The sequence below is a fragment of the Nocardia sp. NPDC050413 genome, from assembly GCF_040655475.1.
GTDB classification, from domain to species: domain Bacteria; phylum Actinomycetota; class Actinomycetes; order Mycobacteriales; family Mycobacteriaceae; genus Nocardia; species Nocardia coubleae.
Genome location: NZ_JBFAJZ010000002.1, coordinates 1 through 25,190 on the forward strand (window position 1 = coordinate 1; position 25,190 = coordinate 25,190).

Sequence of the window (25,190 nt, forward strand, 5' to 3'; positions counted from 1 at the left end):
CTCGCGCTTCGCGCATGCGCTTCGAGCGCTGTTCGCGCGGCCGGGCCGCTGCGCCGCTTCGCGGCGGACCCTCCTCGAGGTCGGGTCGTGCGGGGCTGGGACTGCTGTCATGGCGGACTCGAGTGGTGCCACGTGGGCCGGGAGCGCGGTAGGCGGCCGACTCGGGCCGGTGCCACGTGGGCCGGGAGCGCGGTAGGCGGCCGACTCGGGCCGGTGCCACGTGGGCTGGGAGTGAGGTAGGCGGCCGACTCGGGCGGTGCAACGTGGGCCGGGGAGTGCGGTAGGCGGCAGACTCGGGCGGTGCAGTTTGGGATGGGGTGCGGTAGGTAGGGGCTCGTGTGGTGGTCGGGATTGTGTGTGTGGGTGACCGACTGAGTGGTGCAGTGTGGCTCGGGATTGTGGCGGGTGAACGGCTCGTATGGAGTCGTGTAGCGGACTGGGAATGTGGGGGCTGGGAATGTGGTTTCGGCGGGTTCGGGGTGGGGTGTTGGCGGTAGGTTGGGGGCAGGCTGACGTCTGGAGGTTGGTGTGCATCTGCGTGGTGTGGTTCTTCCCGGTGATCAGGAGCTCGACCTCTGGGTGGTCGACGGTGCGGTGACGTTCGAGCCGGTGGCGGGGGCCGAAACCCTCTGTCGCACAGGGTGGATCGTGCCGGGTCTGGTAGACGCCCACTGTCACGTCGGTATTCGCTACGGCGGTGGGGACGAGACGCGCGAGGGTGCTATCGAGCAGGCCGAGACCGAGCGTGACGCAGGTGCTCTGCTGCTGCGCGACGCAGGTTCGCCCATCGACACGCGGTTCATCGACGAGCACGCCGAACTGCCGCGAATCATCCGCGCGGGGCGCCACATCGCGCGGCCCAAGCGCTACATCCGTGAACTCGGCATCGAACTAGACGACGAACGCGACCTGCCGGAGATCGTCGCCGAACAGGCGCGCTTCGGCGACGGATGGGTCAAGATCGTCGGCGACTGGATCGACCGGTCGGTGGGGGATCTGCGTCCGCTGTGGAGCGACGACATCCTGAAACAGGCGATCGACGCCGCGCACGCCAACGGCGCCCGCGTCACCGCCCACGTGTTCGGCGAGGACGCCCTGCCCGGCCTCATCAACGCCGGCATCGACTGCCTCGAGCACGGCACCGGCCTCACCGACGACACCATCGAACTGATGCTGGCCAACGGCACCGCTCTGGTCCCCACCCTCATCAACATCGACACCTTCCCCGGCATCGCCGACTCGGCGACCAAATTCCCCGTCTACGCCGCCCACATGCGCGACCTGCACCGCCGCGTCCGCGACACCGTCGGCAAAGCCCACGAGGCGGGCGTCCCGATCTACGCGGGCACCGACGCGGGCGGCTCCATCCGCCACGGCCGCATCGCCGACGAGATCGCCGCCCTCACCGGCGCGGGCCTGTCCCCCCACGACGCCCTCGGCGCCGCCTCCTGGAACGCCCGCACCTGGCTCGGCCGCGAATCCATCACCGAAGGCGCCCCCGCCGACTTCGTCGTCTACGCCCACGACCCCCGCACCACCCCCACCGCCCTCACCGACCCCCTCTGGGTCGTCCTCCGCGGCATGGTCGTCAAAACCCCCAACCCGGTCACCGGCCACCGCTGATCGCGCCGTGCCCTCGTGCGGCCCCGGCAAGGGCTTCGCGATCGCACCGGGCGATTTCAGGCGGGCTCGACCTGTCTGGCACAATGGACCACCGTCCTCCCTGGACAGTGTCAGCCCGTCTCCGGTTACGTACCGCGCGGCGGTCACGCACTTCATGCGCGAAACCGGACCCGCAGACCATGTGGGTCGCCGAATCGCGTGGTGACCAAACTACTGAAAGAGGCAGATCAGCATGGCTGTTCGCATCAAGCTCACCCGTCTGGGCAAGATCCGCAACCCGCAGTACCGCGTCGTCGTCGCCGACGCCCGCACCCGTCGTGACGGCCGGGCCATCGAGTCGGTCGGCAAGTACCACCCGAAGGAAGAGCCCTCGCTGATCGAGATCGATTCCGAGCGCGTGCAGTACTGGCTGTCCGTCGGCGCGCAGCCGACCGAGTCCGTGCAGCGTCTGCTGGAGATCACCGGCGACTGGCAGAAGTTCAAGGGCCTGCCGGGCACCGAGGGCACCCTCAAGGTGAAGGCCGCCAAGCCGTCCAAGCTCGACCTGTTCAACGCCGCGCTGGCCGCCGCCGACAACGAGCCCGTCGCCGAGGCCGTCACCCCGAAGAAGAAGGCCGCCAAGAAGGAAGAGGCTGCCGCCGAGGAGACCCCGGCCACCGAGGCTGCCGAGTAATGACTGCCGTTGTTGCCGACGCCGTCGAACATCTGGTTCGTGGCATCGTCGCCAACCCGGACGACGTCCGCGTCGAGCTGCTCACCGGCCGTCGCGGACGCACCGTCGAGGTGCATGTCCATCCTGAAGATCTGGGCAAGGTGATCGGTCGCGGTGGTCGTACCGCGACCGCGCTGCGCACCCTGGTCGCCGGTATCGGTGGCCGGGGCATCCGGGTCGACGTGGTCGACACCGACGCCTAGATGGAACTCGTCGTAGGTCGGGTCGCCAAGTCGCACGGAGTGCGTGGTGAGCTCGTCGTAGAGGTGCGCACCGATGAGCCGGATGTCCGGTTCGCTCCCGGTGCCACCCTGCACGGCCGCATGCCGAAGTCGTCGGCGACCCGTGAGTTCACCGTGAAGTCGGCTCGAGAGCACTCGGGCCGGCTTCTGGTCTTCGTCGACGACGTCGACGACCGCACCGCCGCCGACGCACTGCGCGGCATGCTGTTCGTCGTCGACAGCGAGACACTGCCGCCGTCCGACGACGAAGACGCCTTCTACGACCACGAGCTCGAAGGTCTGCGCGTCGAACTCGAAGACGGCACCGTCGTCGGCAAGGTCACCGAGGTATTGCATTCCGCCGCAGGCGAATTGCTGTCGGTGCGCGCTGCGGACGACGGCCGCGAAATTCTGATTCCCTTTGTCACCGCCATCGTGCCGACCGTGTCGGTCACCGACGGTCTGGTGGTCATCACCCCGCCCGAGGGCCTGCTCGATCCGGAGTAATTCGTGCAACTCGATGTCGTCACGATCTTCCCGGAATATCTCGAGCCGCTGCGCACAGCGCTGCTCGGCAAGGCCGTCGACAAGGGCCTGATCTCGATCGGTGTGCACGATCTGCGTCGCTGGACCCACGACGTGCACAAGTCGGTCGACGATTCGCCCTACGGTGGCGGCCCCGGCATGGTCATGAAGCCCACCGTCTGGGGCGACGCGCTCGACGAGGTGTGCCCCGACGACGCTCTGCTCGTTGTCCCCACCCCGGCCGGTGTGCCCTTCACCCAGGAAACCGCCCAACGCTGGTCCACCGAAAAACACCTGGTATTCGCCTGCGGCCGCTACGAGGGCATCGACCAGCGCGTCTTCGACGATGCCGCCCGCCGCGTGCGCGTCGAAGAGGTGAGCATCGGTGACTACGTGCTCATCGGCGGCGAAGCGGCAGTACTGGTGATGACCGAGGCCGTGGTCCGCCTGATCCCCGGTGTACTCGGCAATCAGCAGTCACACCAAGAGGATTCGTTCTCCGACGGCCTCCTCGAGGGCCCCAGCTACACCCGCCCGGTGTCCTGGCGCGATCTCGAGGTGCCGCCGATCCTGCTGTCGGGCGACCACGCGAAGATCGCCGCCTGGCGTCGCGAGCAGTCGCTGCGGCGGACCCGCGAGCGCAGGCCCGACCTGCTGCCCGACTAGTTCGCCATCACCCGCGTGGTGATACAGAACGGATGTCCGGCCGGGTCCAGCAGTACCCGCCAGCGCGGATCCTGTTGTACCGGTGCGGGTGTGGCGCCCACCGCCAGCGCGTGCTGTTCACACAGATCCAGGTCGGCGTCGGCCGCGAGGTCCAGGTACACCGCGGGCGTGCCGGGCCATTGCGGCGGGTAGTAGCCCTCCACGTACTGTGCCGCGATCGTCAGTCCCGACGGTATGCGGATACCGACGCTGTGCTCGTCGTTCCACAGGACGCGGCCGCCGAGCAGCCCCAGGTAGAAACGGGCGAGAGACTCGGGGTCGGCGCAGTCGAGGGAGAGGCCGGCCAGCTGAAAAGGCTCCGTCATCGGATCGACGGTACCGGTCGGATTCCGCGCCGAGATTGTTTTGCGCTAAAGACATTTGGGTATCACTTGGGGTTGTTCGTTGTGTGATCGTCCAGAACGAGGATTGCTGGTTCCGTCCGGAAACAGGTGCGTGCCTCAGGGCAGCAGCCCGTACCGCCGCGCCGTCACCACAGCTTCCTGACGGGTGCCGGCGTCGAGCTTGTTCATCGCGTGCCGCAGATAGCTCTTCACCGTCTCCGCCCCGAGTGAGAGCCGAAGCGCCACTTCCTGATTCGTGCAGCCGAGGGCCACCTGGGCGAGCACGTCGATCTCGCGCCGCGACAGCCGAGGTGCTTCGTCGACGGGTGCCCCGGTCATCACGGCGGCCAGTCGTGCCGACACACCCGCCAGCCGATCACGCAGCGCGGCATCGTCGACGGCGGCCGACATGGCACGCAGTTCGGCGTGGATCTCGCGCAGCTCCTCGGTGGCCGGTGTCGCGGCGACCGGTTCCGCGAGCTCGAGCAACCGCACCCGTCGATCCACCTCGTCGCGCACGGCGATCTCGTTCGCCAGCCGCCTGCCCGCCGCCATGATCACGTCGGCGGTGCGATCACCGAGGGGGCTCGCGCCGCGGGTGGCCGCGTACAGCACCGCGCGCGGCCGGTCCCCGACCACGACCGGCACGGCGATCACCGAGCGCAGCCCTTCGCCCGAGACGGCCGCGTCGTAGTCGTGGGTGATGGTGGGCGCGCGGCGGTAGTCGGCCACGGCCGCCGGTCTCCGGTATTCCATCGCCTGCCCGCCGAGGCCGGAGGTGCGCAGCACCGACAGCCCGCGCAAACCGGTGGTGACGGTGCCGACGAACTCGGTGAGCAGCAAGGTGTCCTCGTCGACGGGGCCGCCGAACACCACCGGCACGTTCGCCCGGCGCGACACCCAGCGGATCTCGGCGCGCAGGGCGTCGCCGTCGCGGGGACGCAACAGGGAGCTCATGGATCACCCCTTTTCGGGGGTAGTGGCGAACGTGAGGTGTGCCACATTCTATGCGAGACCGGCACGGTGTTGAGGAGAACTGCGATGAGTACCGACCTGGACGCGCGGGTGCGCGACCTGCTCGACCGATACGACGGCCCCGGCGTGTGCGCGGCCGAGCTGCTGTGTGACGGGCATCCGGGCGATGCGATCGCGTTCACCGTTGTCGAGGCCGATCTGAGCTCCCACGACCTGACCTTCGGCGAGCTGCGCGAGCGTTCGGCCCGGTTCGCCGCCGTGCTGGCGGGCCGCGGTGTCGGCCCGGGCGACCGGGTGGCCACCCTGATGGCCAAGTCCGCCGACCTGGTGGTGGCGCTGCTGGGGATCTGGCGCCGTGGTGCGGTGCACGTGCCGTTGTTCACCGCCTTCGCGCCGCAGGCGATCCAGTTCCGGCTCGCGGCGGCCCAGGCGCGGATGGTGGTCGCCGACGCCGATCAGGTGCCGAAACTGTTTACCGCCGAAGGGGTTGCCTGTCGATCCCTCGTCGTCGTCGGTGACGAGGTGCCCGGCACGTTGTCGTTCCGGGAATTGCTGAAAGCACACGAGCCCGACGACCCGCGCGCCGCCGCGGTGGCGGTCGGTGGCGACGGTCTGCTGGTTCAACTGTTCACCAGCGGCACGACCGGAAATCCCAAGGGGGTGCCCATTCCGGTGCGGGCGCTGGCCTCCTTCCACGCCTATCAGGAGTTCGCGCTGGATGTGCGTGGTGACGACGTCTACTGGAATGCGGCCGATCCCGGCTGGGCTTACGGGCTGTACTACGCGATCCTGGCCCCGCTGGCCACCGGGGTGCGCAGCCTGTTGCTGCACGCGGGGTTCTCGGCGCAGCTGACCGGGGAGGTGCTGCGCCGGTTCGGTGTCACCAACTTCGCCGCCGCACCCACCGTCTACCGGGCGTTGCGTGCCGAGGGTGTGCGGGGGATCGCGCTGCGCCGCGCCTCCTCGGCGGGCGAGCCGCTCACCCCGGAGGTCGTCGCCTGGTCCCGCGAGGCGCTCGGTGTCGCGGTGCGCGATCACTACGGCCAGACCGAGCACGGCATGGTCATCTGCCACGCCTGGCACCCCGACCTCGACGTCGACGCCCCAGCCGGTTCGATGGGTATGCAGTTGCCGGGCTGGGCGTGCGCGGTGCTCGCCGAGGACAGCGACACCGAGGCCGCGCCCGGCGAGGTGGGCCGCGTCGCCATCGACACCGATCACAGTCCGCTGCTGTGGTTCCTGGGCTACCTCGACGATCCCGAACGCACCTCGGCACGGTTCACCACCGACGGCCGCTGGTACCTGACCGGCGACGTCGGTGCCCGCGATGCCGACGGATTCTTCCGTTTCAGCGCCCGCGACGACGATGTGATCATCATGGCCGGGTACCGGATCGGCCCGTTCGAGGTGGAAAGCGTGCTGGTGATGCACGCGCAGGTCGCCGAGGCCGCCGTCGTCGGCATGCCCGACGAGCTGCGTGGCGAGGTGCTCGAGGCGTTCGTGGTGCCGCGTGAGGGCGTCGCGGGCGACGACGAGCTGGTGGCCGAGTTGCAACAGCTGGTGAAGGACGAATTCGCGGCCCACGCCTATCCGCGACGGGTACATTTCGTCGCGAGTCTGCCCAAAACCCCCAGCGGGAAAGTGCAGCGGTTCCTGCTGCGCGGCAAGGAGATCCGGTGATGTCCGAACTCAGTTACGCCTGCGGTCCCGCGAGCACCCCGCTGCTCGGCGACACCATCGGCGCGAATCTCGACCGGACCATCGCGGCCTATCCCGATCACGAAGCCCTCGTCGACCGGACGACGGGCCGGCGCTGGACCTATCGCGAAGTAGGGGTCGCCGTCGACGCTGTCGCGACCGGACTCGCGGCCCGCGGCATCGAACGCGGTGACCGGGTGGGCATCTGGGCACCGAACTGCGCCGAGTGGTACCTGGTGCAGTACGCGACGGCCAGGCTGGGCGCGATCCTGGTGAACATCAACCCCGCTTACCGCAGCAGCGAACTCGAGTACGTCCTCGGGCAGGCCGGGGTGCGGGCACTGATCGCGGCCGCGGAGTTCAAGTCCTCGAACTACGTGGCGATGATCGAGCAGGCACGTCCGAATTGCCCTGCGCTGGAGCAGGTCCTGATCCTCGGCACACCCCAGTGGCAGGAAGTGGCCGAGACGGCACCGGACCCGCAGCGCTTGGCCGCCATCGCGGCGACCTTGTCGGCCGACGACCCGATCAACATCCAATACACCTCGGGCACAACAGGTTTCCCCAAGGGCGCGACCCTGAGCCACCACAACATCCTCAACAACGGCTTCTTCGTCGGCGAACTCTGCGGGTACACCAGCGCCGACCGGATCTGTGTGCCGGTTCCCTACTATCACTGCTTCGGCATGGTCATGGGCAACCTCGCGGCCACCTCACACGGTGCGACGGTGGTGATTCCGGCGCCGTCGTTCGATCCGGCCGCCACGCTGGCCGCTGTCGCCGCCGAACGATGCACCTCGCTCTACGGTGTGCCGACCATGTTCATCGCCATGCTCGCCGAGCTCGACAACGGTGCGTCCCAAGATCTTTCGAGCCTACGCACCGGCATCATGGCCGGTTCACCGTGCCCGGTGGAGGTGATGAAGCGGGTGATCGACCGCATGGGGATGACCGAGGTATCGATTTGTTACGGCATGACCGAGACCAGCCCCGTGTCCACCCAGACCCGCCGCGACGACAGCATCGAACGCCGCACCGCCACCGTCGGCCGCGTCGGACCGCACCTCGAGGTGAAGGTGGTCGACCCCGACACCGGTCGCACGGTGTCGCGCGGCGAACCCGGCGAGCTGTGCACCCGCGGCTACTCGGTGATGCTCGGCTATTGGGACCAGCCCGACAAGACCGCCGAGGCGATCGACGCCGCCCGCTGGATGCACACCGGCGACATCGGCGTGATGGACGACGACGGCTACCTCTCGGTCACCGGCCGCATCAAGGACATGGTGATCCGCGGCGGCGAGAACATCTACCCCCGCGAAATCGAGGAATTCCTCTACACCCACCCCGACATCGTCGACGCCCAGGTGATCGGCGTCCCCGACGAGAAATACGGTGAGGAGCTGATGGTCTGGCTCCGTGTGCGCGAGGGCGCCGCCCCGCTCGACGCCGCCGCGATCCGCGACTTCTGCACTGGTCGCCTCGCCCACTACAAGATCCCGCGCTATGTGCACGTGGTCGACGAGTTCCCGATGACGGTGACCGGCAAGATCCGTAAGGCCGAAATGCGGGAGCTGGCCCTCGATCTCCTCCGCTGAGATCCGTCGCGGGCACGGCCGCCGTTTGCTACCGTGCTCGCGACGGTCGGGTGCTCGATGCCCGCCACCGAATGTGCTGGGGGACAGGATGATCCGTCGCGTATCGACTGTCATGACAGTGATGTGCGCGCTGGTGGCGGCGAGCGGAGCCACGGTCGAGGCAGGGCCGGGAGTCACTGTGCTGCCGCGCCCCACCGGTGAAATGCCGGTGGGAACGACGACGCTGCACCTGGTCGACGCCGCCACACCGGACCCGCTCGAAGCCGGCCGGACACGGGAACTGATGGTTTCGGTCTTCTACCCGGCCACCGACGTCGACCGATACCCGCGGGCACATTACGCGTCGACCGAGTTGATCCCCGGGCTCGAGAAGACGCTGGGTATCGAACTTCCCGGCGTACTGACCCACGCCCATCGTGACGCGCCCGCCCGCGCCGGAACGGCCTACCCGGTGGTGCTGTACACGCCCGGCGCCGGTGTTTCGCGTGTCCTCGGCACCGGATTGGCCGAAGATCTGGCCTCGCGTGGCTACGTGGTTGTGACCGTCGATCACACCTATGAGACGGGACCGGCCGTCGAGTTCCCCGGCGGGCGCCTTGTCTTCCCCACACCCGCACCGAAGGGTTTCGATACGACTATCCGCGAAAAGTACATTGCGGCAAGGCTGCTCGACTTCCGGTTCGTCCTCGACTCGCTGACCCGGCTGTCGCGTGGTGAGAATCCGGATTCCGAGCAGGACGCGCTACCCACCGATCTGGGGCGGGTACTCGATGTGGAACGGGTCGGTGCTGTCGGCCATTCCTCGGGTGGCTACACCGCGGTCGAAGCCATGCACGCCGACCGCCGCATCGACGCGGCGGTCGACATGGACGGCCAGATCGGTGTCGACGAAGCGTTCGGTCGCGCCGTCACCGAGGGCGTCGACAGGCCGACACTCGTGCTGACCAGCTCCCAGATCGAGCAGGTCGGTGACGGGAACCCGTCGTTCGACGCGTTCTGGGGTAAGGCCACCGGCTGGAAACGCCATCTGGCGATTGCGGATTCGGCGCACTACGACTTCACCGACATGCCCGCGTTCGTCCCCGCCGCTGCCAAGCCCGCTGCCGCGCAGTACATCGGCACCATCGATACCGAACGGATGGCGACGCTGGTGCGTTCCTACGTGGCCGCGATGTTCGACAAATTCCTGCGCGAGCGCACCGACACACTCCTGGATCGCCCGATCACCGAACCCGAGCTCACGACGGTGCGCTGACCTGGGATCGAGCCGGGTGTCGGCGGGGAGCTGTAGTCTCTGCGGCTGTGACGACAGCGCCCGAGATCGCCCGTTCGACGTCGAACGGCACTCCGACCGACAGCACGACCATCCTGGCCAGCGTGGGCAGGCGGATCGCCGACGAATTGGGGGTGCGTGAGACGCAGGTCCGCGCCGCCGTCGAACTGCTCGACGGTGGTTCGACGGTCCCGTTCATCGCGCGCTACCGCAAGGAGGTCACCGGCGGCCTCGACGATGCCCAGTTGCGTCAGCTCGAAGAACGGCTCGGCTACCTGCGCGAGCTCGACGAGCGACGCGGCGCCATCATCGAATCCATCCGCGGCCAGGGCAAACTCGACCCCGCCCTGCACGAGCAGATCATGCTCGCCGAGACCAAGGCCCGCCTCGAAGACATCTACCTGCCCTACAAGCCCAAGCGCCGCACCAAGGCCCAGATCGCGCGCGAGGCCGGGCACGAACCCGTGGCCGACGCGCTCATCACCGACCCGACCACCGACCCCGCGAACTACACCGCCGAGCAACTCGACGGCGCCCGCGCGATCCTGGTCGAACGCTTCGCCGAAGACGCCGACCTGGTCGGTGAGCTGCGCGAGATGATGTGGAACCGGGGCCAGGTCACCTCGACGGTGCGTGCGGGCAAGGAAGAGGCGGGCGCCAAGTTCGCCGACTATTTCGAGTTCAGCGAACCGTTCCACAAGCTGCCCTCGCACCGGATCCTCGCGCTGCTGCGCGGGGAGAAGGAAGAGGTGCTCACCCTGCACCTCGAACCCGACACCGAAGAACCCGAACCCGGGACGCGCACCATCTACGAGGGCCGCATCGCCAAGGCCTTCGGCATCGCCGACCAGGGCCGCCCCGCCGACACCTGGCTGCTCGACACCGTGCGCTGGGCCTGGCGAACCAAACTGCAGGTGAGCCTCGGTATCGACACCAGGATGCGGTTGCGTCAGGCCGCCGAGAAAGACGCCGTCGACGTCTTCGCCGCCAACCTGCGCGACCTGCTGCTCGCCGCGCCCGCGGGTACCCGCACCACGATGGGACTGGACCCGGGCTACCGCACCGGCGTGAAGGTCGCCGTCGTCGACGCCACCGGTAAGGCCGTCGCGACCGAGGTCATCTACCCGCACAAGCCGCAGGGGCAGACCGAGAAGTCCCTTGCCGTGCTCGCCGCGCTGGTCGCTCGATTCAACGTCGAGCTCATCGCCATCGGCAATGGCACCGCCTCCCGCGAAACCGATGCCCTTGCCACCGAACTGATTTCGCGTATCCCCGAGAACAAGCCGACCAAGATCGTTGTCTCGGAAGCGGGCGCGTCGGTGTACTCCGCGTCGGCCTACGCCTCCGCGGAACTGCCCGACATGGACGTGTCACTGCGCGGTGCGGTGTCGATCGCGCGCCGCCTCCAGGACCCGCTGGCCGAGCTGGTGAAGATCGATCCGAAGTCGATCGGTGTCGGCCAGTACCAGCACGACGTGTCCGAAACACTGCTGGCGCGCTCGCTGGGCGCCGTCGTCGAAGACGCGGTGAACGCGGTCGGTGTCGACGTGAACACCGCCTCGGTGCCGCTGCTGGCCCGCGTCTCCGGTGTGTCCTCTTCGGTCGCGGAAAGCATTGTGGCCCACCGTGATCAGAACGGCCCGTTCCGCAGCCGCACCGCGCTGCTCGAGGTTCCGAGGCTGGGGCCCAAGGCTTTCGAGCAGTGCGCGGGCTTCCTGCGGATCCGCGGGGGTGAGGACCCGCTCGACACCTCCGCGGTGCACCCCGAGGCCTACCCGGTGGTCCGCCGGATTCTCGAGCGAACCGGTAAGCCGATCGCCGAGGTCATCGGCAACACCTCGGTGCTGCGCTCGCTGCAGCCGGTCGAGTTCACCGACGAGAAGTTCGGTGTGCCGACCGTCAGCGACATCATCGCCGAACTCGAGAAGCCCGGCCGCGACCCGCGCCCGGAGTTCAAGACCGCCGAATTCGCCGCCGGGATCGAGAAAGTCGCCGATCTTAAGCCGGGCATGGTGCTCGAGGGCGTGGTCACCAACGTGGCCGCGTTCGGTGCGTTCGTCGATGTCGGTGTGCACCAGGACGGCCTCGTGCACGTCTCGGCGCTGTCGCACACTTTCGTCAAGGATCCGCGCGAAGTGGTCAAGTCCGGTGACGTGGTGAAGGTGAAGGTCCTCGAGGTCGATGTCGCACGTCAGCGCATCGGGCTCACCCTTCGGCTCGATGACGAACCGGGCAAGCCCGCCACGGGGGACAATCGTGGAGGCGGTGCGCCGCGCGGCCAAGGTCGCCCCCAGGGTGGTCGTGGCCAGGGCGGCGCCCGCGCGCAGGGCCGGGGTCAGGCGCAACCGCGCGGCGGCAATCAGCGCAAGCCTGCTGCCGAACCGACCGGTTCGATGGCCGAGGCACTGCGCCGGGCCGGTTTCGGCAAGTAGGTCGACGACAGGGCGGGCGGCATGCGACGGTGGCTCGAAGACGATGTGATAGCGCACGGCCGCCTGCCCCTGCTCTGTTTCCTGCTGGGGTTCATCCTCGGTTTCGTGGTGATCCGGGTCAGCGTGCGCCTGATCCGCGCGCAGGTGAAGTGGTGGCCGGGCAACCTCAAAGCCGGTGACACCCACATCCACCACATGGTGTTCGGCGTCATCACGGTGCTGCTGTCGGGCATCGGCCTGATCGCCACCGCCGAGGACTCCACCCAGGTCACCTCGAGCGTGCTCGCCGCCTTCTTCGGCATCGGCGCGGCGCTGGTGCTCGACGAGTTCGCGCTGATCTTCTACCTGCGCGACGTGTACTGGGAGGAGCAGGGCCGCACCTCGGTGGACGCGGTGTTCGTCGCGCTGGCCGTGACGGGGCTGCTGCTGCTCGGGGTGCAGCCGGCGACCTTCCTCGACTACGACGATTTCCGGGAGTCGGCCGGTGTGGGGGTGCGCGTCGGCATCGTCGTCACCGTGGCGATCAATCTCGTCCTGGCCGCCGTGGTGATCGCCAAGGGCAAGATCTGGACCGGGTTGTTCGGCATGTTCTTCACCCCGCTGCTGCTGGTGGGTGCGATCCGGCTGAGCCGCCCGGGAGCGCCGTGGGCGCGGTGGCGCTACGGGCACCGACCCAAGACGATGTCGCGCGCGATCGCCCGGGAGCGGCGCTACCGTCGTCCCGTGATCCGGGCCAAGATCTTCATCCAGGATCTGATCGCCGGGAAGCCCGACGTCGAACACGCGCGCACCGCCGCCGAGGTCGAGTTGCGGCGCAAGGTCGTCGCGGCCCCGCCCGCGCCGCCACCGCACCCGCACCTGCTGCCCCGTCGACGGGCCGAAGCCGGTCCCGGCAAGCCCGCCGACAAGTGACCGGCGCCGCCCGATTTCAGTCGTGACCACCCCGTCTGGCACAATGAACCGGTTGCCTTGGGCGAGTCATGTCCGGGAGCACCCCTGTACTGAGCACGAACCGGTCGAGCGCGAGCCGCCAGGTTCCTCTGTTCGCGCGAAGAATCCGAAAAGGTGGAAAATGAACACCCTTGATTTCGTCGACGAGAAGTCGCTGCGTAGCGATGTCCCCGACTTCCGTCCCGGTGACACCCTGAACGTGCACGTGAAGGTCATCGAAGGCTCGAAGGAGCGCATCCAGGTCTTCAAGGGCGTCGTGATCCGGCGTCAGGGCGGCGGCATCGGCGAGACCTTCACGGTCCGCAAGGTGTCCTTCGGTGTGGGTGTCGAGCGCACCTTCCCCGTGCACAGCCCCAACATCGACCACATCGATGTCGTGACCCGTGGTGACGTGCGTCGCGCCAAGCTGTACTACCTGCGCGACCTGCGCGGCAAGGCCGCCAAGATCAAGGAAAAGCGCTGATCTTCCGGTAGCTCTTTCCGGCACAGAATCTTTGACAGTAGCCCGGCACCCGACTCACGTCGGGGCGCCGGGCTACTCTGTTCGGCGTGGCAGACGAAAGTGGGTCGGTGTCGGTGTCCGATTCGGGTGACGAGGGCAAGCGGCGCAGGAAAAAGGCCGACGACAAGAAGCAACGGCCGTTCTGGCAGGAACTGCCGATACTGGTCGTGATCGCGGCGGTGATCGCCGCCCTGATGGTCACTTTCGTCGGGCGGCCCTACGTGATCCCGTCGCAGTCGATGGAGGACACGCTCCAGATCGGCGACCGCATCTACGTGCAGAAGATCAGTTACTACGGTTCCGAGCCGGGTCCGGGCGATGTGGTGGTGTTCGTCGGCCCCGAATCGTGGAACGGGCACTACAAGTCCATCCGCTCCGACAACGCGGCCATCCGCGGTGTGCAGAATTTCCTGTCCTACTTCGGCCTGGTTCCGCCCGACGAGAACGATCTCGTCAAGCGCGTGATCGCCGTCGGCGGGCAGACCGTGCAGTGCTGTGACCCGCAGGGCCGGGTGATGGTCGACGGGAAACCGCTCGACGAGCCCTACATCAAGAAGGACTACCCCTGGTTCACCGACCGTCCGAACGCCGTGTACCCGGCCGGGCGGATGTTCGGGCCGGTGAAGGTGCCCGAGGGGCATCTGTGGGTGATGGGTGACAATCGCAACGAGTCGGCCGATTCGCGCGCTCATGTGAGCGACGATCTGCAAGGCACCGTTCCGGTCGACAACGTGCGCGGCAAGACCGTGTTCAAGATCTGGCCGCCCGGCCGGATGGGCCCGGTGAGCTCGCAGAATCCGCAGGAAAACTAGACACGGGGACAATCGAACTGTGGGGCAGGATCGGACCAGCTGGCCGCCGCGGGTGGTGATGCGCCGGGCGGGTGGCTTACGCACGCTCGAGGCGGCGCTCATCCGCAGTGGCCTCGGCCCGGTGGCCGGTGTCGACGAGGCCGGGCGCGGGCCCTGCGCGGGGCCGCTGGTGGTCGCCGCGTGCCTGCTCGCGCCCAAGGCCTACGACAAGCTGGCGGGGCTCGACGACTCCAAGAAACTCACCGAGGCGGCCCGTGAGGAACTGTTCCCGGTGGTCAAGCGTCTCGCGCTGGCCTGGAGTGTGGTGGTGGTCCCCGCCTGGGAGATCGACGCCATCGGCATCCACGTCGCCAATATCGAGGGGATGCGTCGCGCGGTCGCCCACCTCGGCCGCACCCCCGGCTACATCCTGACCGACGGATTCAAGGTCCCCGGCCTACCCGCGCCCTCGCTGCCCGTGATCGGTGGCGACGCGTCCGCGGCGTGCATCGCGGCGGCCAGCATCCTGGCCAAGGTCACCAGGGACCGCATGATGGTCGAGCTCGACGCCGAGCTGCCCGGCTACGGTTTCGCCGCGCACAAGGGCTACAACACCCCCGAGCACACCGCGGCCCTGCGCGCGCTCGGTCCGAGCACCGAACACCGCCGATCTTGGCGGAATGTGCGCGAACTCGAGGTGCCGGACGGTAGCCGGGTGGCTACCCGCGCGGCTCATGCGCGATGATGTGATCAATGAACGCGGCGCTGCTAGCAGGAGGATGTCCCACCCGATGAGTGCTGAGGACCTCGAGAAGTACGAAACCGAGATGGAACTGTCGTTGTACCGCGAGTACAAGGACATCGTCGGCCAGTTCTCGTACGTGGTGGAGACAGAACGGCGCTTCTACCTGGCCAATTCCGTCGAGCTGCGGCCACAGAACGCCGACGGCGAGGTCTACTTCGAAGTGCGGATGAGCGATGCCTGGGTGTGGGACATGTACCGTCCCGCCCGCTTCGTCAAGCACGTTCGGGTGATCACGTTCAAGGACGTCAATATCGAGGAGCTGGAGAAGCCCGACCTCCGTTTGCCCGAATAAGGGGAGTTGTCCCCAGGGGGTGAGTTGTCCACAGGGTTTGTGTTTCCGCAGGTCGTGCTCCCGGCGTAGTTCAGCGCCGGGAGCACGCTTGCACCCGTGACGGACAAACAGGCGCTCGGCGCATACGGGGAGAAGCTGGCCGCGCAATATCTGTGCGAGGCCGGGATGCAGATCGTCGCCCGCAACTGGCGATGCCGGTACGGGGAGCTGGACCTGATCGTCCAGGACCCGTCGGTGACGGCGTTCGTGGAAGTGAAGACACGGTCCGGCCTCGGCTTCGGCAGCCCGGCCGAGTCGGTCACCTTCGGTAAACAGCAGCGGATCAGGCGATTGGCGTTGCTGTGGCTGGCCGAGCAGGACGGGCCGTGGCGGCGCATCCGGTTCGATGTGGTGTCGGTGCTCGTTCCGCGTGGCCGCAAACCGGTGATCGATCACCTGACGGGGGCCTTCTGATGGCCCTCGGGCGTGCGCTGTCGGTCGCGGTGACCGGTGTCGACGGCCAGCTGGTGGAAATCGAGGCGGATATCGGCCAGGGACTGCCGTCGGTGAATCTTGTCGGCCTGCCCGACACGGCCCTGCAGGAATCGCGCAACCGGGTGCGCTCCGCGGTGGCGAACACGGGGGAGAAGTGGCCCGACGGGCGGGTGATTCTGGCGCTGTCGCCCGCGACGCTACCGAAGGTCGGCTCGGTCTACGATCTGGCGCTCGCCGTGTCGGTGCTCGACGCCTCCGGTGCGGTGCCGGGCGACAAGCTCGTGAAAACCGTGCTGCTGGGCGAGCTAGCCCTCGACGGGCGGGTACGCCGGGTTCGCGGTGTGTTGCCCGCGGTGATCGCGGCACGCAATGCCGGCTGCCCGACCGTCGTGGTGCCCGCCGAGGCGGTGGCCGAAGCCGGTCTGGTCGAGGGCGTCGAGGTGCTCGGTGCGACGAGCCTGCGCGCTGTGGTCGCCTGGTTGCGCGGTGAAGGGACGCTGCTGGAACCCGACGGTGTGGTGCCCGGCATCCAGGTGCCGTGTGGGGACCTCAGCGATGTGGTCGGCCAGGACGAGGCGCGCTGGGCGCTGGAGGTGGCTGCGGCAGGTGGTCATCATCTGCTGCTCACTGGACCACCGGGAATCGGTAAAACTATGCTGGCGCAACGTCTCCCGGGGTTGCTGCCGCCGCTGTCGGAGGCCGAGTCGCTCGAAGTGACGGCAATCCATTCGATGGCGGGCTCGTTGACAGCCGAACAACCGTTGATGACGCTCGCGCCGTTCGTCGCGCCCCATCACTCGACTTCGGTGACCGCCATGATCGGTGGTGGTTCCGGTATGGCCCGGCCCGGTGCGGTCAGCCGGGCGCATCGGGGAGTGCTGTTCCTCGACGAATGCGCCGAGATCGGCACCAAAGTGCTGGAGGCACTGCGCACTCCGTTGGAAGAGGGCGAGGTGCGGATCGCCCGGCGTGACGGTGTGGCTCGCTATCCGGCGCGGTTCCAGCTGGTGCTCGCGGCGAATCCCTGTCCGTGTGCACCCGCCCGTGATGTCGACTGCATCTGCGCACCCCTCGCTCGTCGCCGGTACCTCGGCAAGCTGTCGGGTCCGCTGCTCGATCGCATCGACATCTGGGTGCAGATGCGTGGTCAGGCCGGGGCCGCCTTCGGCGACCAGCAGACCGAGACCAGTGCCGTCGTCGCCGCCCGGGTCGCCGAAGCTCGGGCACGCGCCGCGGAGCGGTGGAGCGCGGACGGTTGGGCGACCAATGCCGAAGTGCCGGGGCACATTCTGCGTCAGCGGTTCCGGTTGCCCGCCGACGCGATCGCGCCGATCGAGACCGCGCTGCGGTTGGGGCGAATGTCGGCGCGCGGTGCCGACCGGGCGGTTCGCGTGGCCTGGACGGTCTGCGATCTGCGCGGTGGGGAGCTGCCCAGCGTGCAGGATGTGCTGTCGTCGTTGAACTTCCGGCAGCGGGGTGGGCAATGACGGGGCAGAGCGCGATAGGCGCCGTCGACCTCGATGTCGATGAACGCAGGCTGGCCTGGGTGTACCTGTCTCGGGTGGTGCAGGGTCCGTGTGCGCCTTTGTCGGCGCTGATCGCCTCGGTCGGGGTCTGCGAGGCGGCGCGGGCGGTGCGCGAGCACGAGTTGCCTGCCGCATTGCGCGGTCCCACCGCCGCGCGACGTGAAATCGACTCGGCTGCCAGAGATCTCGAGGCCATACAGCGAATCGGTGGCCGGGTCATCACGCCCGATGACGACGAGTGGCCGGGCTGGCGAATGCTCGGTCTCGACCAGCTCGACACCGACCGTGACCGGGAAGCTGCCGTGCCGCTCGTGCTGTGGGCGCGCGGACCGCTGTCGTTGCGTGCCGCATCGGAACGCGCTGTCGCAGTAGTCGGCTCGCGATGCAGCAGCGGGTACGGGATGCAGGTGGCCAGCGAGATCGCCTGTGATCTCGCGGGGCGCGGCTGGACCATCGTGTCCGGTGCGGCCTTCGGTATCGACGCGGCCGCCCACCGGGCCGCACTCGCCGTCGGCGGGCCCACCGTCGCCGTCCTGGCCTGCGGCGTCGACCGCCCATACCCCGCACAGCACGACCGGTTGCTCGCCGCCATCGCCGACAGCGGTCTGGTCGTCAGCGAATACCCACCCGGCGTCGCCGCCCAGAAGCATCAGTTCCTGGCCCGCAACCGGCTCATCGCCACCCTGGGAGACGGCGTACTCGTGGTGGAAGCCGGATTGCGCAGCGGTGCAAGGAATACGGTGAAATGGGCGCGCCGCCTCGGTCGCCCGGCCATGGCGGTTCCCGGCCCGGTCGGGTCGGCGTCGTCGGTGGGATGCCATCGCATGATCCGCGAAGGCGAGGCGTTGCTGGTCACCCGCGCCGAAGACGTCGTCGAGGAAGCGGGCCCCCTGCGCCTCCCCGTCGGCGAAGGCGCGCCCACCGACCCCGCCCACCACCTGCGCGGCGCCGAAGCCGAGGTCTACGCCGCCCTCCCCGCCGTCGGCTCCCGCCAACCCCGCGACCTGGCCGACCAGTGCGGCCTCGACCTTGCCACCGTCCGCGCCGTCCTCCCCAGCCTGGAACTCGCCGACCTGGTCGGCTGCGATTCCGAGGGTTGGTTCCGCACCCGGCGCCCGGGTTGACCAGCTCGTCGAGCTCGGTCCGTGACGGCCAGCGAATGGCACTGCCCGCCGGAACAGGTGGGCAGTGTGGTTGCCCTTCCGGTGGCTGGTGCCAGGGGCGGTGTGGCCCTGGAGCGGGGAGTTGCAGGTCTTTTACCTGGATGGGTGGGAGCTCATCGACCCAGTGGTGTGCGGCGTGGTGGGTTGCGTGAAGGAGGGGGAGGGGCGACGGTGGGGGAATGGATGTGTTGCCCGAGGATCTGACTGCTTTGCTCGGGGAGTTCGGGCGGCATCTGCGGCTGGGGCGGAATCGGTCGGCGCATACGGTGCGGGCTTATGTGGGGGATGTGCGGTCTCTGCTCGAGCATCTGTACGCGCGGTCGGCGGATGCGGCTTTGCGGGAACTCGATCTGGGAGTGCTGCGGTCGTGGCTGGCCGAGCTGGCGGCGGGTGGGGCCGCGCGGACGACACTGTCGCGAAGAGCCTCGGCGGCACGGACTTTCACCGCGTGGCTGACCGAGACGGGGCGGCTGGATATCGATCCGGGGCTGCGGTTGCAGGCCCCCAAGGCGCACCGTGTGCTGCCTGCGGTGCTCGGTCGTGAGCAGGCGGCACAGGCGATGGGTGCGGCGGAATCCGGTGCCGCACAGCACGACCCGATGGCCTTGCGCGATCGGTTGATCGTGGAGCTGCTGTATGCCACCGGGATCCGGGTGAGCGAACTGTGCGGGCTGGACCTCGACGACATCGACCGTGAACGCCGACTCGTCCGGGTACTCGGCAAAGGCAACAAGGAGCGCTCGGTGCCCTTCGGTGCCCCGGCCGAGGCAGCTCTCGTCGCCTGGCTGCGTGCCGGCCGCCCCGCCCTGGCCAACGAGCGTTCCGGTCGCGCACTGCTCCTCGGCCAGCGTGGCCGCCGCCTCGACCAACGCCAGGCGCGGACCGTCGTCCACGAGGTTGTCGCAGCCATCCCCGGCGCCCCCGACATGGGCCCCCACGGCCTGCGCCACACCGCCGCCACCCACCTCCTCGAAGGCGGCGCCGACCTGCGCGTCGTCCAGGAACTCCTCGGCCACGCCAGCATGGCAACCACCCAGCTCTACACCCACGTCTCCGTCGAACGCCTCAAACGAGTCCACGACCAAGCCCATCCCCGCGCATGATCGCGACGCCGGCGCCGCATCCGCGCGATACCACGTCGAGGACGTGCAGCCCGTCAGGTCGCACTGATCGGCTTCACCGGGGAGATCTATCTCGACCGCTTGCCCCGCACCACCCGGGCACAGCACACCTCGACCCGCTCCGTCGGCCCCTCGAATACGCGAGGCTGTCGAGGTGACAGCGTGGACAATCCTCGTCGGCGAGTTGTGGGTCGACGCGGCGGTCGTATGAAGTTGATCGGGGATGGGCAGTGGGGGGCGCATGATGGGTGACGGAGGTGATGGGATGACGTTGCCCGAGGTCGGGGCCGAATCCGAGGACGGGGAGGGTGAGGTCGACTATCGGTTCACGCTCGCCAACGAGCGGACATTTCTGGCGTGGATCAGGACCGCACTCGGCCTGCTCGCCGGCGGCGTCGCGGTGCACACCCTTGTTCAGCCACCGCGATTGGCGGGATTCGCCGGTGTGATCACGCTGGCCTGTCTGGTGATGTCACTGGCCGTCGCGGTGGGCGCGTATCGGCACTGGCGTCAGGTGAATCGCGCGATGCGGGCCGGTGGGCCGTTGCCGGGCACGGTGCTGGTGCCGGTGTTGTCGGTCGGCGTCGCGGTGATCGCCGTACTCGTCTGTGTGGCGGTCGTGCTGTCGTGACCGCGCCGACCCTTGCCATGGAACGCACCGCGCTCGCGTGGCGGCGCACCGCCCTGGGCGCTGCTGTCTGTGGGCTGCTCTTCGCGCACGAGGCGACCACTCAGGACGGCATGTGGATCGTTTTTCCCTGCGCTGCCGCCACCGCGGCCGTGCTGCTCGCCGGTATGGGCTGGTATCGCGGTCGGTCGCTCGGCCGGGGCCGCTCGGCGGGCGGACATCGGCTGGTGTCGATCACCACCCTCGTGGTCACGCTGGTCGTCCTCATCGCCGTAGCCGAGGTCTTGCTCGGCAGCCGATTCGCATCATGACGCCGATCGAACAACCGCCGCGTCGGCCGCAGGAACTCGATCGACGGGTGCCGAGCAGGCAATTAGAGTCGACTCCCATGACCGCAGGATCACCGGACCAGCCCCTCACCGCGTTGCGGGATCGCCTGCGCACCGCACTGAAGCCCGCGATGAAAGCCAGGGATCGCAGCGCGGTCTCGGCGCTGCGATCAGCCCTGGCCGCGATCGACAATGCCGAGGCGGTCGACGTCGGCGACGCGAAAGCCGGTGCGCTGGAAGACAGTGCCGTCGGCCTCGGCGCCGCCGAAGCCCGCCGCCGGGAACTCACCGAGGACGACATCGTCGAGATCGTCCGCCACGAGATCAACGAAAGACGCATCACCGCAGGGGAATACGACCGCCTCGGTGCGGTGGACCAGCGCGACCAGGTGACCGCGGAAGCCGACGTTCTGAGCGCCTTCCTCTGACGACCGGCCCGCGTGGGTCAGCTTCCGGTATTGCTCGGCAATGTCCGGAGGTAGCGGTGGGCGAACCAGTGTTGCAGCAGGCGCGCGATCGGCCCGCCCAGGCGGGTGTACCACGCGGCGGGTGTCGAAAACGCGGTGACCAGCCCGTACACCGTGTCGTCGGCTGGGTCGTATTCGACCGCGAACAACTCCTCGCCCCGTTCGGGATGCCCGGGCAACGTGCCGTAGGCGAACCCGCGGCGGTTCGGTTCGTCGAGCACATAGACCACCCGGCACGGCGCATTGATGCCGAGCGGCCCGGCGCCGAGACGAACCGTCAATTCGGTCCCCTCCCTGGCTGTTTCGGAATCGGCGCGCCGAAAGATGCCGACTCCCTTCTGCATCCCGAAGGCGAGGATGTGAGTCCCGGCCCGATCGAACAGCTCGCGACCCCGCCCTATCGGTCGCCGGAGCCGGAACCGGTGGTAACCGGCAGGCAGTGTGGTCGCGCGGGTCGCGCCGACGTCGGGATAGGTGAAGGGCGTTGATTCTGCGGGCACAGTATCGATTGTGGCCGGTATTCCCTGCGGCTCCGTGCCGGGTCGTCGAGGTCACAGTGCCGGGTTCAAAGGTTTGAGGCGCACCGGGACTTCGTGCAGCAGACCCAAGGGGTCGATGTATTCGCGTCGGCTGTGGATGCTGGATTCGCGGCGGACACCCCAGTGCAGGCAGGCCCGTACCGGGCAGCCCTCGTGTCCGGCGACAAGGGCGCCGATCGGGGTGCCGCGACTTATCCGGGCTCCCACTTTGACCTGCGCCTGCACGGGTTCGTAGGTGGTGCGTAGGCCGCCCTCGTGGTCGATCGACACCACAGGTTTCCCGGCGACCGTGCCCGCGAAGACGACGATTCCGTCGCCCGCCGCCAAAACCGATTGACCTTCGGCGCCTGCCAGGTCGACCCCGCGATGACCCGGCAACCAATTGCGCTCCGGTTTGTCGAACCGCCGTTCCACCGTCGGTCGTGGACGCAGCGGCCAGCCGAACGGTCCGGTTTCCACCGCCCCGACCGGCGCCATCCCACCCGCGACCACCGTCAGCACGAGGACAGCACCCGAAATCCAGGCGTACGGACGAACCCGGCTCGCCATCGTCGAGCGCCTCAGCGATGGGGACGTGGCGCGGGCACGCGCTGAGGCACCAGCACGCGCACGAGCTCGCGCAACGCGGCAGGCAGGTCGGCCGCCGAACCGCTCCCGCCGCGCACCCGAATCTCGAGCTCGGGCGCGGAACCCCGATCCTTCTCCGGCCGGGCCCGCTGCTGGGCAGGCGCCGCCGATCCGAGATCGTGCACGGTCACCCGCACCGGAACCGGCGCCGGAACCAGCGACCCCTTCGGCATCTCCCCGGGGCGCAGAATCGGTGCCTTGCCACAGGAACCGGGTCGCCGCACCCGCTCGCCGCCGTCGACCGGACCTCGGTCACCGCCACACCCCGCCGGAACCCCGGCATCAATGCCTCCCTCAGTGCCCGCGGTCGTGCACGGCCTGCCGGCAGCGTCGACCCCGGTAGGCGGTGGCGTGATCGGTCCCGGCACCACGATCACAACGACGGGCCCAGGCGCCGCTCTCTCACTAGGCGGTGGCGGTGCGGCAGGCACCGAGCCCGGTGCCGCCGCCCGAGAGGGTGGGGAAACGACCTCCCCGTCACCTGGTGGCTGCGCGAGGGCCGCGCACACCGGGGCTGTATGACCGGCCGCCGGCGCCGCTACACCCACCGCGCAGAGGAGGGGAAAGGTGGTGATCAGGACACGCGTCAATGTGTTCATGGCACAACTGTCGACCCCGCGATCCCGGAGCGGGACAACGATTTCCCGATTGTGGACAACTTCGGCACATGTGGATATCGCGCACTTCACCACGGAAATGCCCGGTCGGCGAGCAGGGCCGATTTCGGCCCTGGCCCGTCGCCGCGTAGACTGAACGAGCGGTTTGTGCTCAGCAGCAACACGTGTGCTTGGCACGGACCGACTTCGCGCGCCACCCGTGCTCGTCCATCCGGTCGTCGCTCGCAACGCAGACGGTCCGCGAGGGCATGTCAGCGCGAGTTCTCCAGCGGATGAACAGTGAAATCGCCGGCTGGTCCCGATCACGTCGATCGGGTCCGGTGGTTTCGGTGGCGCCAGGGCAGTCGATCGCCGATCGATTGCGTCAACCGGCAACGAAAGAGGGTACGGGAGCTATGGCTGTCGTAACTATGAAGCAGCTGCTCGACAGCGGCGCGCACTTCGGGCACCAGACTCGTCGGTGGAACCCGAAGATGAAGCGGTTCATCTTCACCGACCGCAACGGCATCTACATCATCGACCTGCAGCAGACGCTGACCTACATCGACAAGGCCTACGAGTTCGTCAAGGAGACCGTCGCCCACGGTGGCACCGTTCTCTTCGTCGGCACCAAGAAGCAGGCCCAGGAGTCGATCGCGGCCGAGGCGACTCGCGTCGGTATGCCCTACGTCAACCAGCGCTGGCTGGGTGGCATGCTCACCAACTTCTCGACCGTCCACAAGCGCCTGCAGCGCCTGAAGGAGCTCGAGGCCATGGAGCAGACCGGTGGCTTCGAGGGTCGCACCAAGAAGGAAATCCTCATGCTCACGCGTGAGATGACCAAGCTGGATCGCACCCTCGGTGGTATCCGCGACATGGCCAAGGTGCCCTCGGCCATCTGGGTCGTCGACACCAACAAGGAGCACATCGCCGTCGGTGAGGCTCGCAAGCTGAACATCCCGGTCATCGCGATCCTGGACACCAACTGCGATCCCGACCTGGTCGACTACCCGATCCCGGGTAACGACGACGCGATCCGTTCCGCCGCTCTGCTCACCAAGGTCGTCGCCTCCGCGGTGGCCGAGGGCGTGCAGGCCCGCGCGGGCCGCGCTTCCGGCGATTCGAAGCCCGAAGCCGGCGCCGGTGAGCCCCTCGCCGAGTGGGAGCAGGAGCTGCTGGCTCAGGCGACCCCGGCCGCTGAAGCCCCCGCCGCCGAGGCCCCGGCCGCCGAGACCCCGGCCGAAGCCGCTGCCGAGGTGAAGGCCGACCCGGCCCAGCACACCCCGGCCGACTTCTGAGCTGATCGGTAGCTCTACGTTCACCTTGCCGGCCCTTCTGAGTTCAGAAGCGGTCGGCAAGGTGGTGTTAACACCCAAGCACCCCACACACGAGGAGGCTCGCCCCCGATGGCGAACTACACCGCTGCTGATGTGAAGCGGCTCCGGGAGCTCACCGGCTCCGGCATGATGGACTGCAAGAACGCGCTGGCCGAGTCCGACGGCGACTTCGACAAGGCCGTCGAGGTTCTGCGTATCAAGGGCGCCAAGGATGTCGGCAAGCGTGCCGAGCGCGCCACCGCCGAGGGTCTGGTCATCGCCAAGGACGGCGTCATGATCGAGATCAACTCCGAGACCGACTTCGTCGCCAAGAACGCCGAGTTCCAGGAGCTGGCCGACGCGATCGTCACCGCGGCCGCCGCTGCCAAGCCGGCCGATCTGGACGCCCTCAAGGCGCTGAAGCTGGACAACAGCACCGTCGACGAGGCAGTGCAGGCGCTGGCCGCCAAGATCGGCGAGAAGCTGGAACTGCGTCGCGTCGTGTCCTTCGACGGCCCGGTCGCCACCTACCTGCACAAGCGTGCATCGGACCTGCCGCCCGCCGTCGGCGTGCTGGTCGAGTACGAGGGTGAAGGCGACGCCGCCGCCGAGGCCGCTCGCGCCGCGGGCATGCAGGTCGCCGCGCTCAAGGCCAAGTACCTGACCCGCGACGAGGTGCCCGCCGAGACCGTCGAGAACGAGCGCCGCATCGCCGAGCAGACCGCGCGCGAAGAGGGCAAGCCCGACGCCGCACTGCCGAAGATCGTGGAAGGCCGCGTCAACGGCTTCTTCAAGGATGTCGTCCTGCTCGAGCAGGCCGCCGTCACCGACTCCAAGAAGACCGTCAAGGCCCTTCTGGAGGACGCAGGCGTGACCGTGAAGCGTTTCGCGCGCTTCGAGGTCGGCCAGGCCTGATCAGGCCAACCGACGCCCCCGATGCGCTCAGCATCGGGGGCGTTT

General features: G+C 68.4%; 28 protein-coding genes. 23 read left to right on the forward strand and 5 right to left on the reverse strand.

Annotated elements, in window-relative coordinates; translation table 11 throughout:
* Nucleotides 1-528 precede the first annotated feature (528 nt).
* From AB0I19_RS05990 to trmD, 5 genes are all read left to right on the forward strand, one after another.
* On the forward strand, nt 529-1,623 hold the full coding sequence (locus tag AB0I19_RS05990; protein WP_357145167.1) for an amidohydrolase family protein: 1,095 nt from the start codon (nt 529-531) through the stop codon (nt 1,621-1,623).
* Nucleotides 1,624-1,855: 232 nt separating this feature from the next.
* Nucleotides 1,856-2,296: a 30S ribosomal protein S16 gene (gene rpsP / locus AB0I19_RS05995; RefSeq protein ID WP_181696808.1), complete on the forward strand. Its 441-nt coding sequence runs from the start codon at nt 1,856-1,858 to the stop codon at nt 2,294-2,296.
* Entirely contained in the window at nt 2,296-2,538 is a 243-nt protein-coding gene (locus AB0I19_RS06000) for an RNA-binding protein (RefSeq protein ID WP_056811833.1), read from the forward strand. Before rpsP ends, AB0I19_RS06000 begins: the two co-directional genes overlap by 1 nt.
* Nucleotides 2,539-3,063 carry a ribosome maturation factor RimM gene (gene rimM, locus AB0I19_RS06005; protein WP_357145170.1) on the forward strand — a complete coding sequence of 175 codons (525 nt, stop codon included), beginning with the start codon at nt 2,539-2,541 and terminating at the stop codon, nt 3,061-3,063.
* A gap of 3 nt (nt 3,064-3,066) precedes the next feature.
* Nucleotides 3,067-3,747, forward strand: coding sequence for a tRNA (guanosine(37)-N1)-methyltransferase TrmD (trmD, locus tag AB0I19_RS06010; RefSeq protein WP_357145173.1), 681 nt, complete (start codon nt 3,067-3,069; stop codon nt 3,745-3,747).
* On the opposite strand, the gene AB0I19_RS06015 is transcribed toward trmD, so the two are convergent.
* Together AB0I19_RS06015 and AB0I19_RS06020 are read right to left on the reverse strand one after the other, a co-directional pair.
* Nucleotides 3,744-4,112 carry a VOC family protein gene (locus AB0I19_RS06015; protein WP_067496209.1) on the reverse strand — a complete coding sequence of 123 codons (369 nt, stop codon included), beginning with the start codon at nt 4,110-4,112 and terminating at the stop codon, nt 3,744-3,746. The genes trmD and AB0I19_RS06015 overlap by 4 nt on opposite strands.
* 135 nt (nt 4,113-4,247) lie before the next feature.
* Nucleotides 4,248-5,087 (reverse strand): LuxR C-terminal-related transcriptional regulator, encoded by an 840-nt coding sequence (locus tag AB0I19_RS06020; protein WP_357145176.1) that lies wholly within the window; start codon nt 5,085-5,087, stop codon nt 4,248-4,250.
* A gap of 84 nt (nt 5,088-5,171) precedes the next feature.
* Here AB0I19_RS06020 and AB0I19_RS06025 point away from each other — a divergent pair, with 84 nt between their 5' ends.
* The 16 genes from AB0I19_RS06025 to AB0I19_RS06100 all read left to right on the forward strand — a co-directional run bounded on the left by AB0I19_RS06025 (nt 5,172) and on the right by AB0I19_RS06100 (nt 21,113).
* Nucleotides 5,172-6,785, forward strand: a complete 1,614-nt coding sequence (locus tag AB0I19_RS06025; RefSeq protein WP_357145179.1) for an AMP-binding protein — start codon at nt 5,172-5,174, stop codon at nt 6,783-6,785.
* Nucleotides 6,785-8,398 carry an AMP-binding protein gene (locus tag AB0I19_RS06030; protein ID WP_357145182.1) on the forward strand — a complete coding sequence of 538 codons (1,614 nt, stop codon included), beginning with the start codon at nt 6,785-6,787 and terminating at the stop codon, nt 8,396-8,398. Before AB0I19_RS06025 ends, AB0I19_RS06030 begins: the two co-directional genes overlap by 1 nt.
* A 112-nt stretch (nt 8,399-8,510) precedes the next feature.
* Nucleotides 8,511-9,653, forward strand: coding sequence for a hypothetical protein (locus AB0I19_RS06035; protein ID WP_357145185.1), 1,143 nt, complete (start codon nt 8,511-8,513; stop codon nt 9,651-9,653).
* Nucleotides 9,654-9,718: 65 nt separating this feature from the next.
* Nucleotides 9,719-12,103, forward strand: a complete 2,385-nt coding sequence (locus AB0I19_RS06040; protein ID WP_357146642.1) for a Tex family protein — start codon at nt 9,719-9,721, stop codon at nt 12,101-12,103.
* A gap of 21 nt (nt 12,104-12,124) precedes the next feature.
* Nucleotides 12,125-13,015 carry a hypothetical protein gene (locus AB0I19_RS06045; RefSeq protein ID WP_357145188.1) on the forward strand — a complete coding sequence of 297 codons (891 nt, stop codon included), beginning with the start codon at nt 12,125-12,127 and terminating at the stop codon, nt 13,013-13,015.
* A 160-nt stretch (nt 13,016-13,175) separates the two neighbouring features.
* The gene (gene rplS / locus AB0I19_RS06050; RefSeq protein WP_019048201.1) at nt 13,176-13,517 is read left to right on the forward strand and encodes a 50S ribosomal protein L19; all 342 of its coding nucleotides are present in this window, start codon (nt 13,176-13,178) and stop codon (nt 13,515-13,517) included.
* 107 nt (nt 13,518-13,624) lie between these two features.
* Complete coding sequence (lepB, locus tag AB0I19_RS06055; RefSeq protein WP_357146645.1) at nt 13,625-14,368, forward strand: signal peptidase I; 744 nt, start codon at nt 13,625-13,627, stop codon at nt 14,366-14,368.
* 19 nt (nt 14,369-14,387) lie between these two features.
* The gene (locus AB0I19_RS06060) at nt 14,388-15,092 is read left to right on the forward strand and encodes a ribonuclease HII (RefSeq protein WP_084476864.1); all 705 of its coding nucleotides are present in this window, start codon (nt 14,388-14,390) and stop codon (nt 15,090-15,092) included.
* A 46-nt stretch (nt 15,093-15,138) separates the two neighbouring features.
* The gene (locus AB0I19_RS06065; RefSeq protein ID WP_011210678.1) at nt 15,139-15,444 is read left to right on the forward strand and encodes a DUF2469 domain-containing protein; all 306 of its coding nucleotides are present in this window, start codon (nt 15,139-15,141) and stop codon (nt 15,442-15,444) included.
* A 96-nt stretch (nt 15,445-15,540) separates the two neighbouring features.
* The gene (locus tag AB0I19_RS06070) at nt 15,541-15,897 is read left to right on the forward strand and encodes a YraN family protein (protein WP_067496228.1); all 357 of its coding nucleotides are present in this window, start codon (nt 15,541-15,543) and stop codon (nt 15,895-15,897) included.
* Nucleotides 15,897-17,405 (forward strand): YifB family Mg chelatase-like AAA ATPase, encoded by a 1,509-nt coding sequence (locus AB0I19_RS06075; RefSeq protein ID WP_357145191.1) that lies wholly within the window; start codon nt 15,897-15,899, stop codon nt 17,403-17,405. The genes AB0I19_RS06070 and AB0I19_RS06075 overlap by 1 nt, the downstream gene beginning before the upstream one ends.
* The gene (gene dprA / locus AB0I19_RS06080) at nt 17,402-18,568 is read left to right on the forward strand and encodes a DNA-processing protein DprA (RefSeq protein ID WP_357145193.1); all 1,167 of its coding nucleotides are present in this window, start codon (nt 17,402-17,404) and stop codon (nt 18,566-18,568) included. The genes AB0I19_RS06075 and dprA overlap by 4 nt, the downstream gene beginning before the upstream one ends.
* A gap of 218 nt (nt 18,569-18,786) precedes the next feature.
* Nucleotides 18,787-19,710, forward strand: a complete 924-nt coding sequence (locus tag AB0I19_RS06085) for a tyrosine recombinase XerC (protein ID WP_357145196.1) — start codon at nt 18,787-18,789, stop codon at nt 19,708-19,710.
* 283 nt (nt 19,711-19,993) lie between these two features.
* Complete coding sequence (locus AB0I19_RS06090) at nt 19,994-20,359, forward strand: DUF202 domain-containing protein (RefSeq protein ID WP_357145199.1); 366 nt, start codon at nt 19,994-19,996, stop codon at nt 20,357-20,359.
* Nucleotides 20,356-20,667 (forward strand): DUF202 domain-containing protein, encoded by a 312-nt coding sequence (locus AB0I19_RS06095; RefSeq protein ID WP_357145202.1) that lies wholly within the window; start codon nt 20,356-20,358, stop codon nt 20,665-20,667. The genes AB0I19_RS06090 and AB0I19_RS06095 overlap by 4 nt, the downstream gene beginning before the upstream one ends.
* Nucleotides 20,668-20,744: 77 nt before the next feature.
* Entirely contained in the window at nt 20,745-21,113 is a 369-nt protein-coding gene (locus AB0I19_RS06100) for a hypothetical protein (RefSeq protein WP_357145204.1), read from the forward strand.
* A gap of 17 nt (nt 21,114-21,130) precedes the next feature.
* Here the strand turns inward: AB0I19_RS06100 and AB0I19_RS06105 are convergent, their stop codons facing one another.
* From AB0I19_RS06105 to AB0I19_RS06115, 3 genes are all read right to left on the reverse strand, one after another.
* Nucleotides 21,131-21,652, reverse strand: coding sequence for a DUF1990 domain-containing protein (locus AB0I19_RS06105; protein WP_357145206.1), 522 nt, complete (start codon nt 21,650-21,652; stop codon nt 21,131-21,133).
* 51 nt (nt 21,653-21,703) lie between these two features.
* Nucleotides 21,704-22,168, reverse strand: coding sequence for a M23 family metallopeptidase (locus tag AB0I19_RS06110; RefSeq protein WP_357146648.1), 465 nt, complete (start codon nt 22,166-22,168; stop codon nt 21,704-21,706).
* 83 nt (nt 22,169-22,251) lie between these two features.
* Nucleotides 22,252-22,491: a hypothetical protein gene (locus AB0I19_RS06115; RefSeq protein WP_067636527.1), complete on the reverse strand. Its 240-nt coding sequence runs from the start codon at nt 22,489-22,491 to the stop codon at nt 22,252-22,254.
* 839 nt (nt 22,492-23,330) lie between these two features.
* Between AB0I19_RS06115 and rpsB the strand changes: the two genes are divergently transcribed.
* Nucleotides 23,331-24,212: a 30S ribosomal protein S2 gene (gene rpsB, locus AB0I19_RS06120; protein WP_067496258.1), complete on the forward strand. Its 882-nt coding sequence runs from the start codon at nt 23,331-23,333 to the stop codon at nt 24,210-24,212.
* 108 nt (nt 24,213-24,320) lie between these two features.
* On the forward strand, nt 24,321-25,145 hold the full coding sequence (gene tsf, locus AB0I19_RS06125; RefSeq protein ID WP_067496261.1) for a translation elongation factor Ts: 825 nt from the start codon (nt 24,321-24,323) through the stop codon (nt 25,143-25,145).
* Nucleotides 25,146-25,190: the final 45 nt, after the last annotated feature.

Coding starts and splice junctions, on each gene's coding strand:
- rpsP (WP_181696808.1), top strand. CDS start 1,856: ATGGCTGTTCGCATCAAGCTCACCCGTCTGGGCAAGATCCGCAACCCG.
- AB0I19_RS06000 (WP_056811833.1), top strand. CDS start 2,296: ATGACTGCCGTTGTTGCCGACGCCGTCGAACATCTGGTTCGTGGCATC.
- rimM (WP_357145170.1), top strand. CDS start 2,539: ATGGAACTCGTCGTAGGTCGGGTCGCCAAGTCGCACGGAGTGCGTGGT.
- AB0I19_RS06015 (WP_067496209.1), bottom strand. CDS start 4,112: ATGACGGAGCCTTTTCAGCTGGCCGGCCTCTCCCTCGACTGCGCCGAC.
- AB0I19_RS06020 (WP_357145176.1), bottom strand. CDS start 5,087: ATGAGCTCCCTGTTGCGTCCCCGCGACGGCGACGCCCTGCGCGCCGAG.
- AB0I19_RS06025 (WP_357145179.1), top strand. CDS start 5,172: ATGAGTACCGACCTGGACGCGCGGGTGCGCGACCTGCTCGACCGATAC.
- AB0I19_RS06030 (WP_357145182.1), top strand. CDS start 6,785: ATGTCCGAACTCAGTTACGCCTGCGGTCCCGCGAGCACCCCGCTGCTC.
- AB0I19_RS06035 (WP_357145185.1), top strand. CDS start 8,511: ATGACAGTGATGTGCGCGCTGGTGGCGGCGAGCGGAGCCACGGTCGAG.
- AB0I19_RS06045 (WP_357145188.1), top strand. CDS start 12,125: ATGCGACGGTGGCTCGAAGACGATGTGATAGCGCACGGCCGCCTGCCC.
- rplS (WP_019048201.1), top strand. CDS start 13,176: ATGAACACCCTTGATTTCGTCGACGAGAAGTCGCTGCGTAGCGATGTC.
- AB0I19_RS06065 (WP_011210678.1), top strand. CDS start 15,139: ATGAGTGCTGAGGACCTCGAGAAGTACGAAACCGAGATGGAACTGTCG.
- AB0I19_RS06075 (WP_357145191.1), top strand. CDS start 15,897: ATGGCCCTCGGGCGTGCGCTGTCGGTCGCGGTGACCGGTGTCGACGGC.
- dprA (WP_357145193.1), top strand. CDS start 17,402: ATGACGGGGCAGAGCGCGATAGGCGCCGTCGACCTCGATGTCGATGAA.
- AB0I19_RS06085 (WP_357145196.1), top strand. CDS start 18,787: ATGGATGTGTTGCCCGAGGATCTGACTGCTTTGCTCGGGGAGTTCGGG.
- AB0I19_RS06090 (WP_357145199.1), top strand. CDS start 19,994: ATGACGTTGCCCGAGGTCGGGGCCGAATCCGAGGACGGGGAGGGTGAG.
- AB0I19_RS06100 (WP_357145204.1), top strand. CDS start 20,745: ATGACCGCAGGATCACCGGACCAGCCCCTCACCGCGTTGCGGGATCGC.
- AB0I19_RS06110 (WP_357146648.1), bottom strand. CDS start 22,168: ATGGCGCCGGTCGGGGCGGTGGAAACCGGACCGTTCGGCTGGCCGCTG.
- AB0I19_RS06115 (WP_067636527.1), bottom strand. CDS start 22,491: ATGCCGAAGGGGTCGCTGGTTCCGGCGCCGGTTCCGGTGCGGGTGACC.
- rpsB (WP_067496258.1), top strand. CDS start 23,331: ATGGCTGTCGTAACTATGAAGCAGCTGCTCGACAGCGGCGCGCACTTC.
- tsf (WP_067496261.1), top strand. CDS start 24,321: ATGGCGAACTACACCGCTGCTGATGTGAAGCGGCTCCGGGAGCTCACC.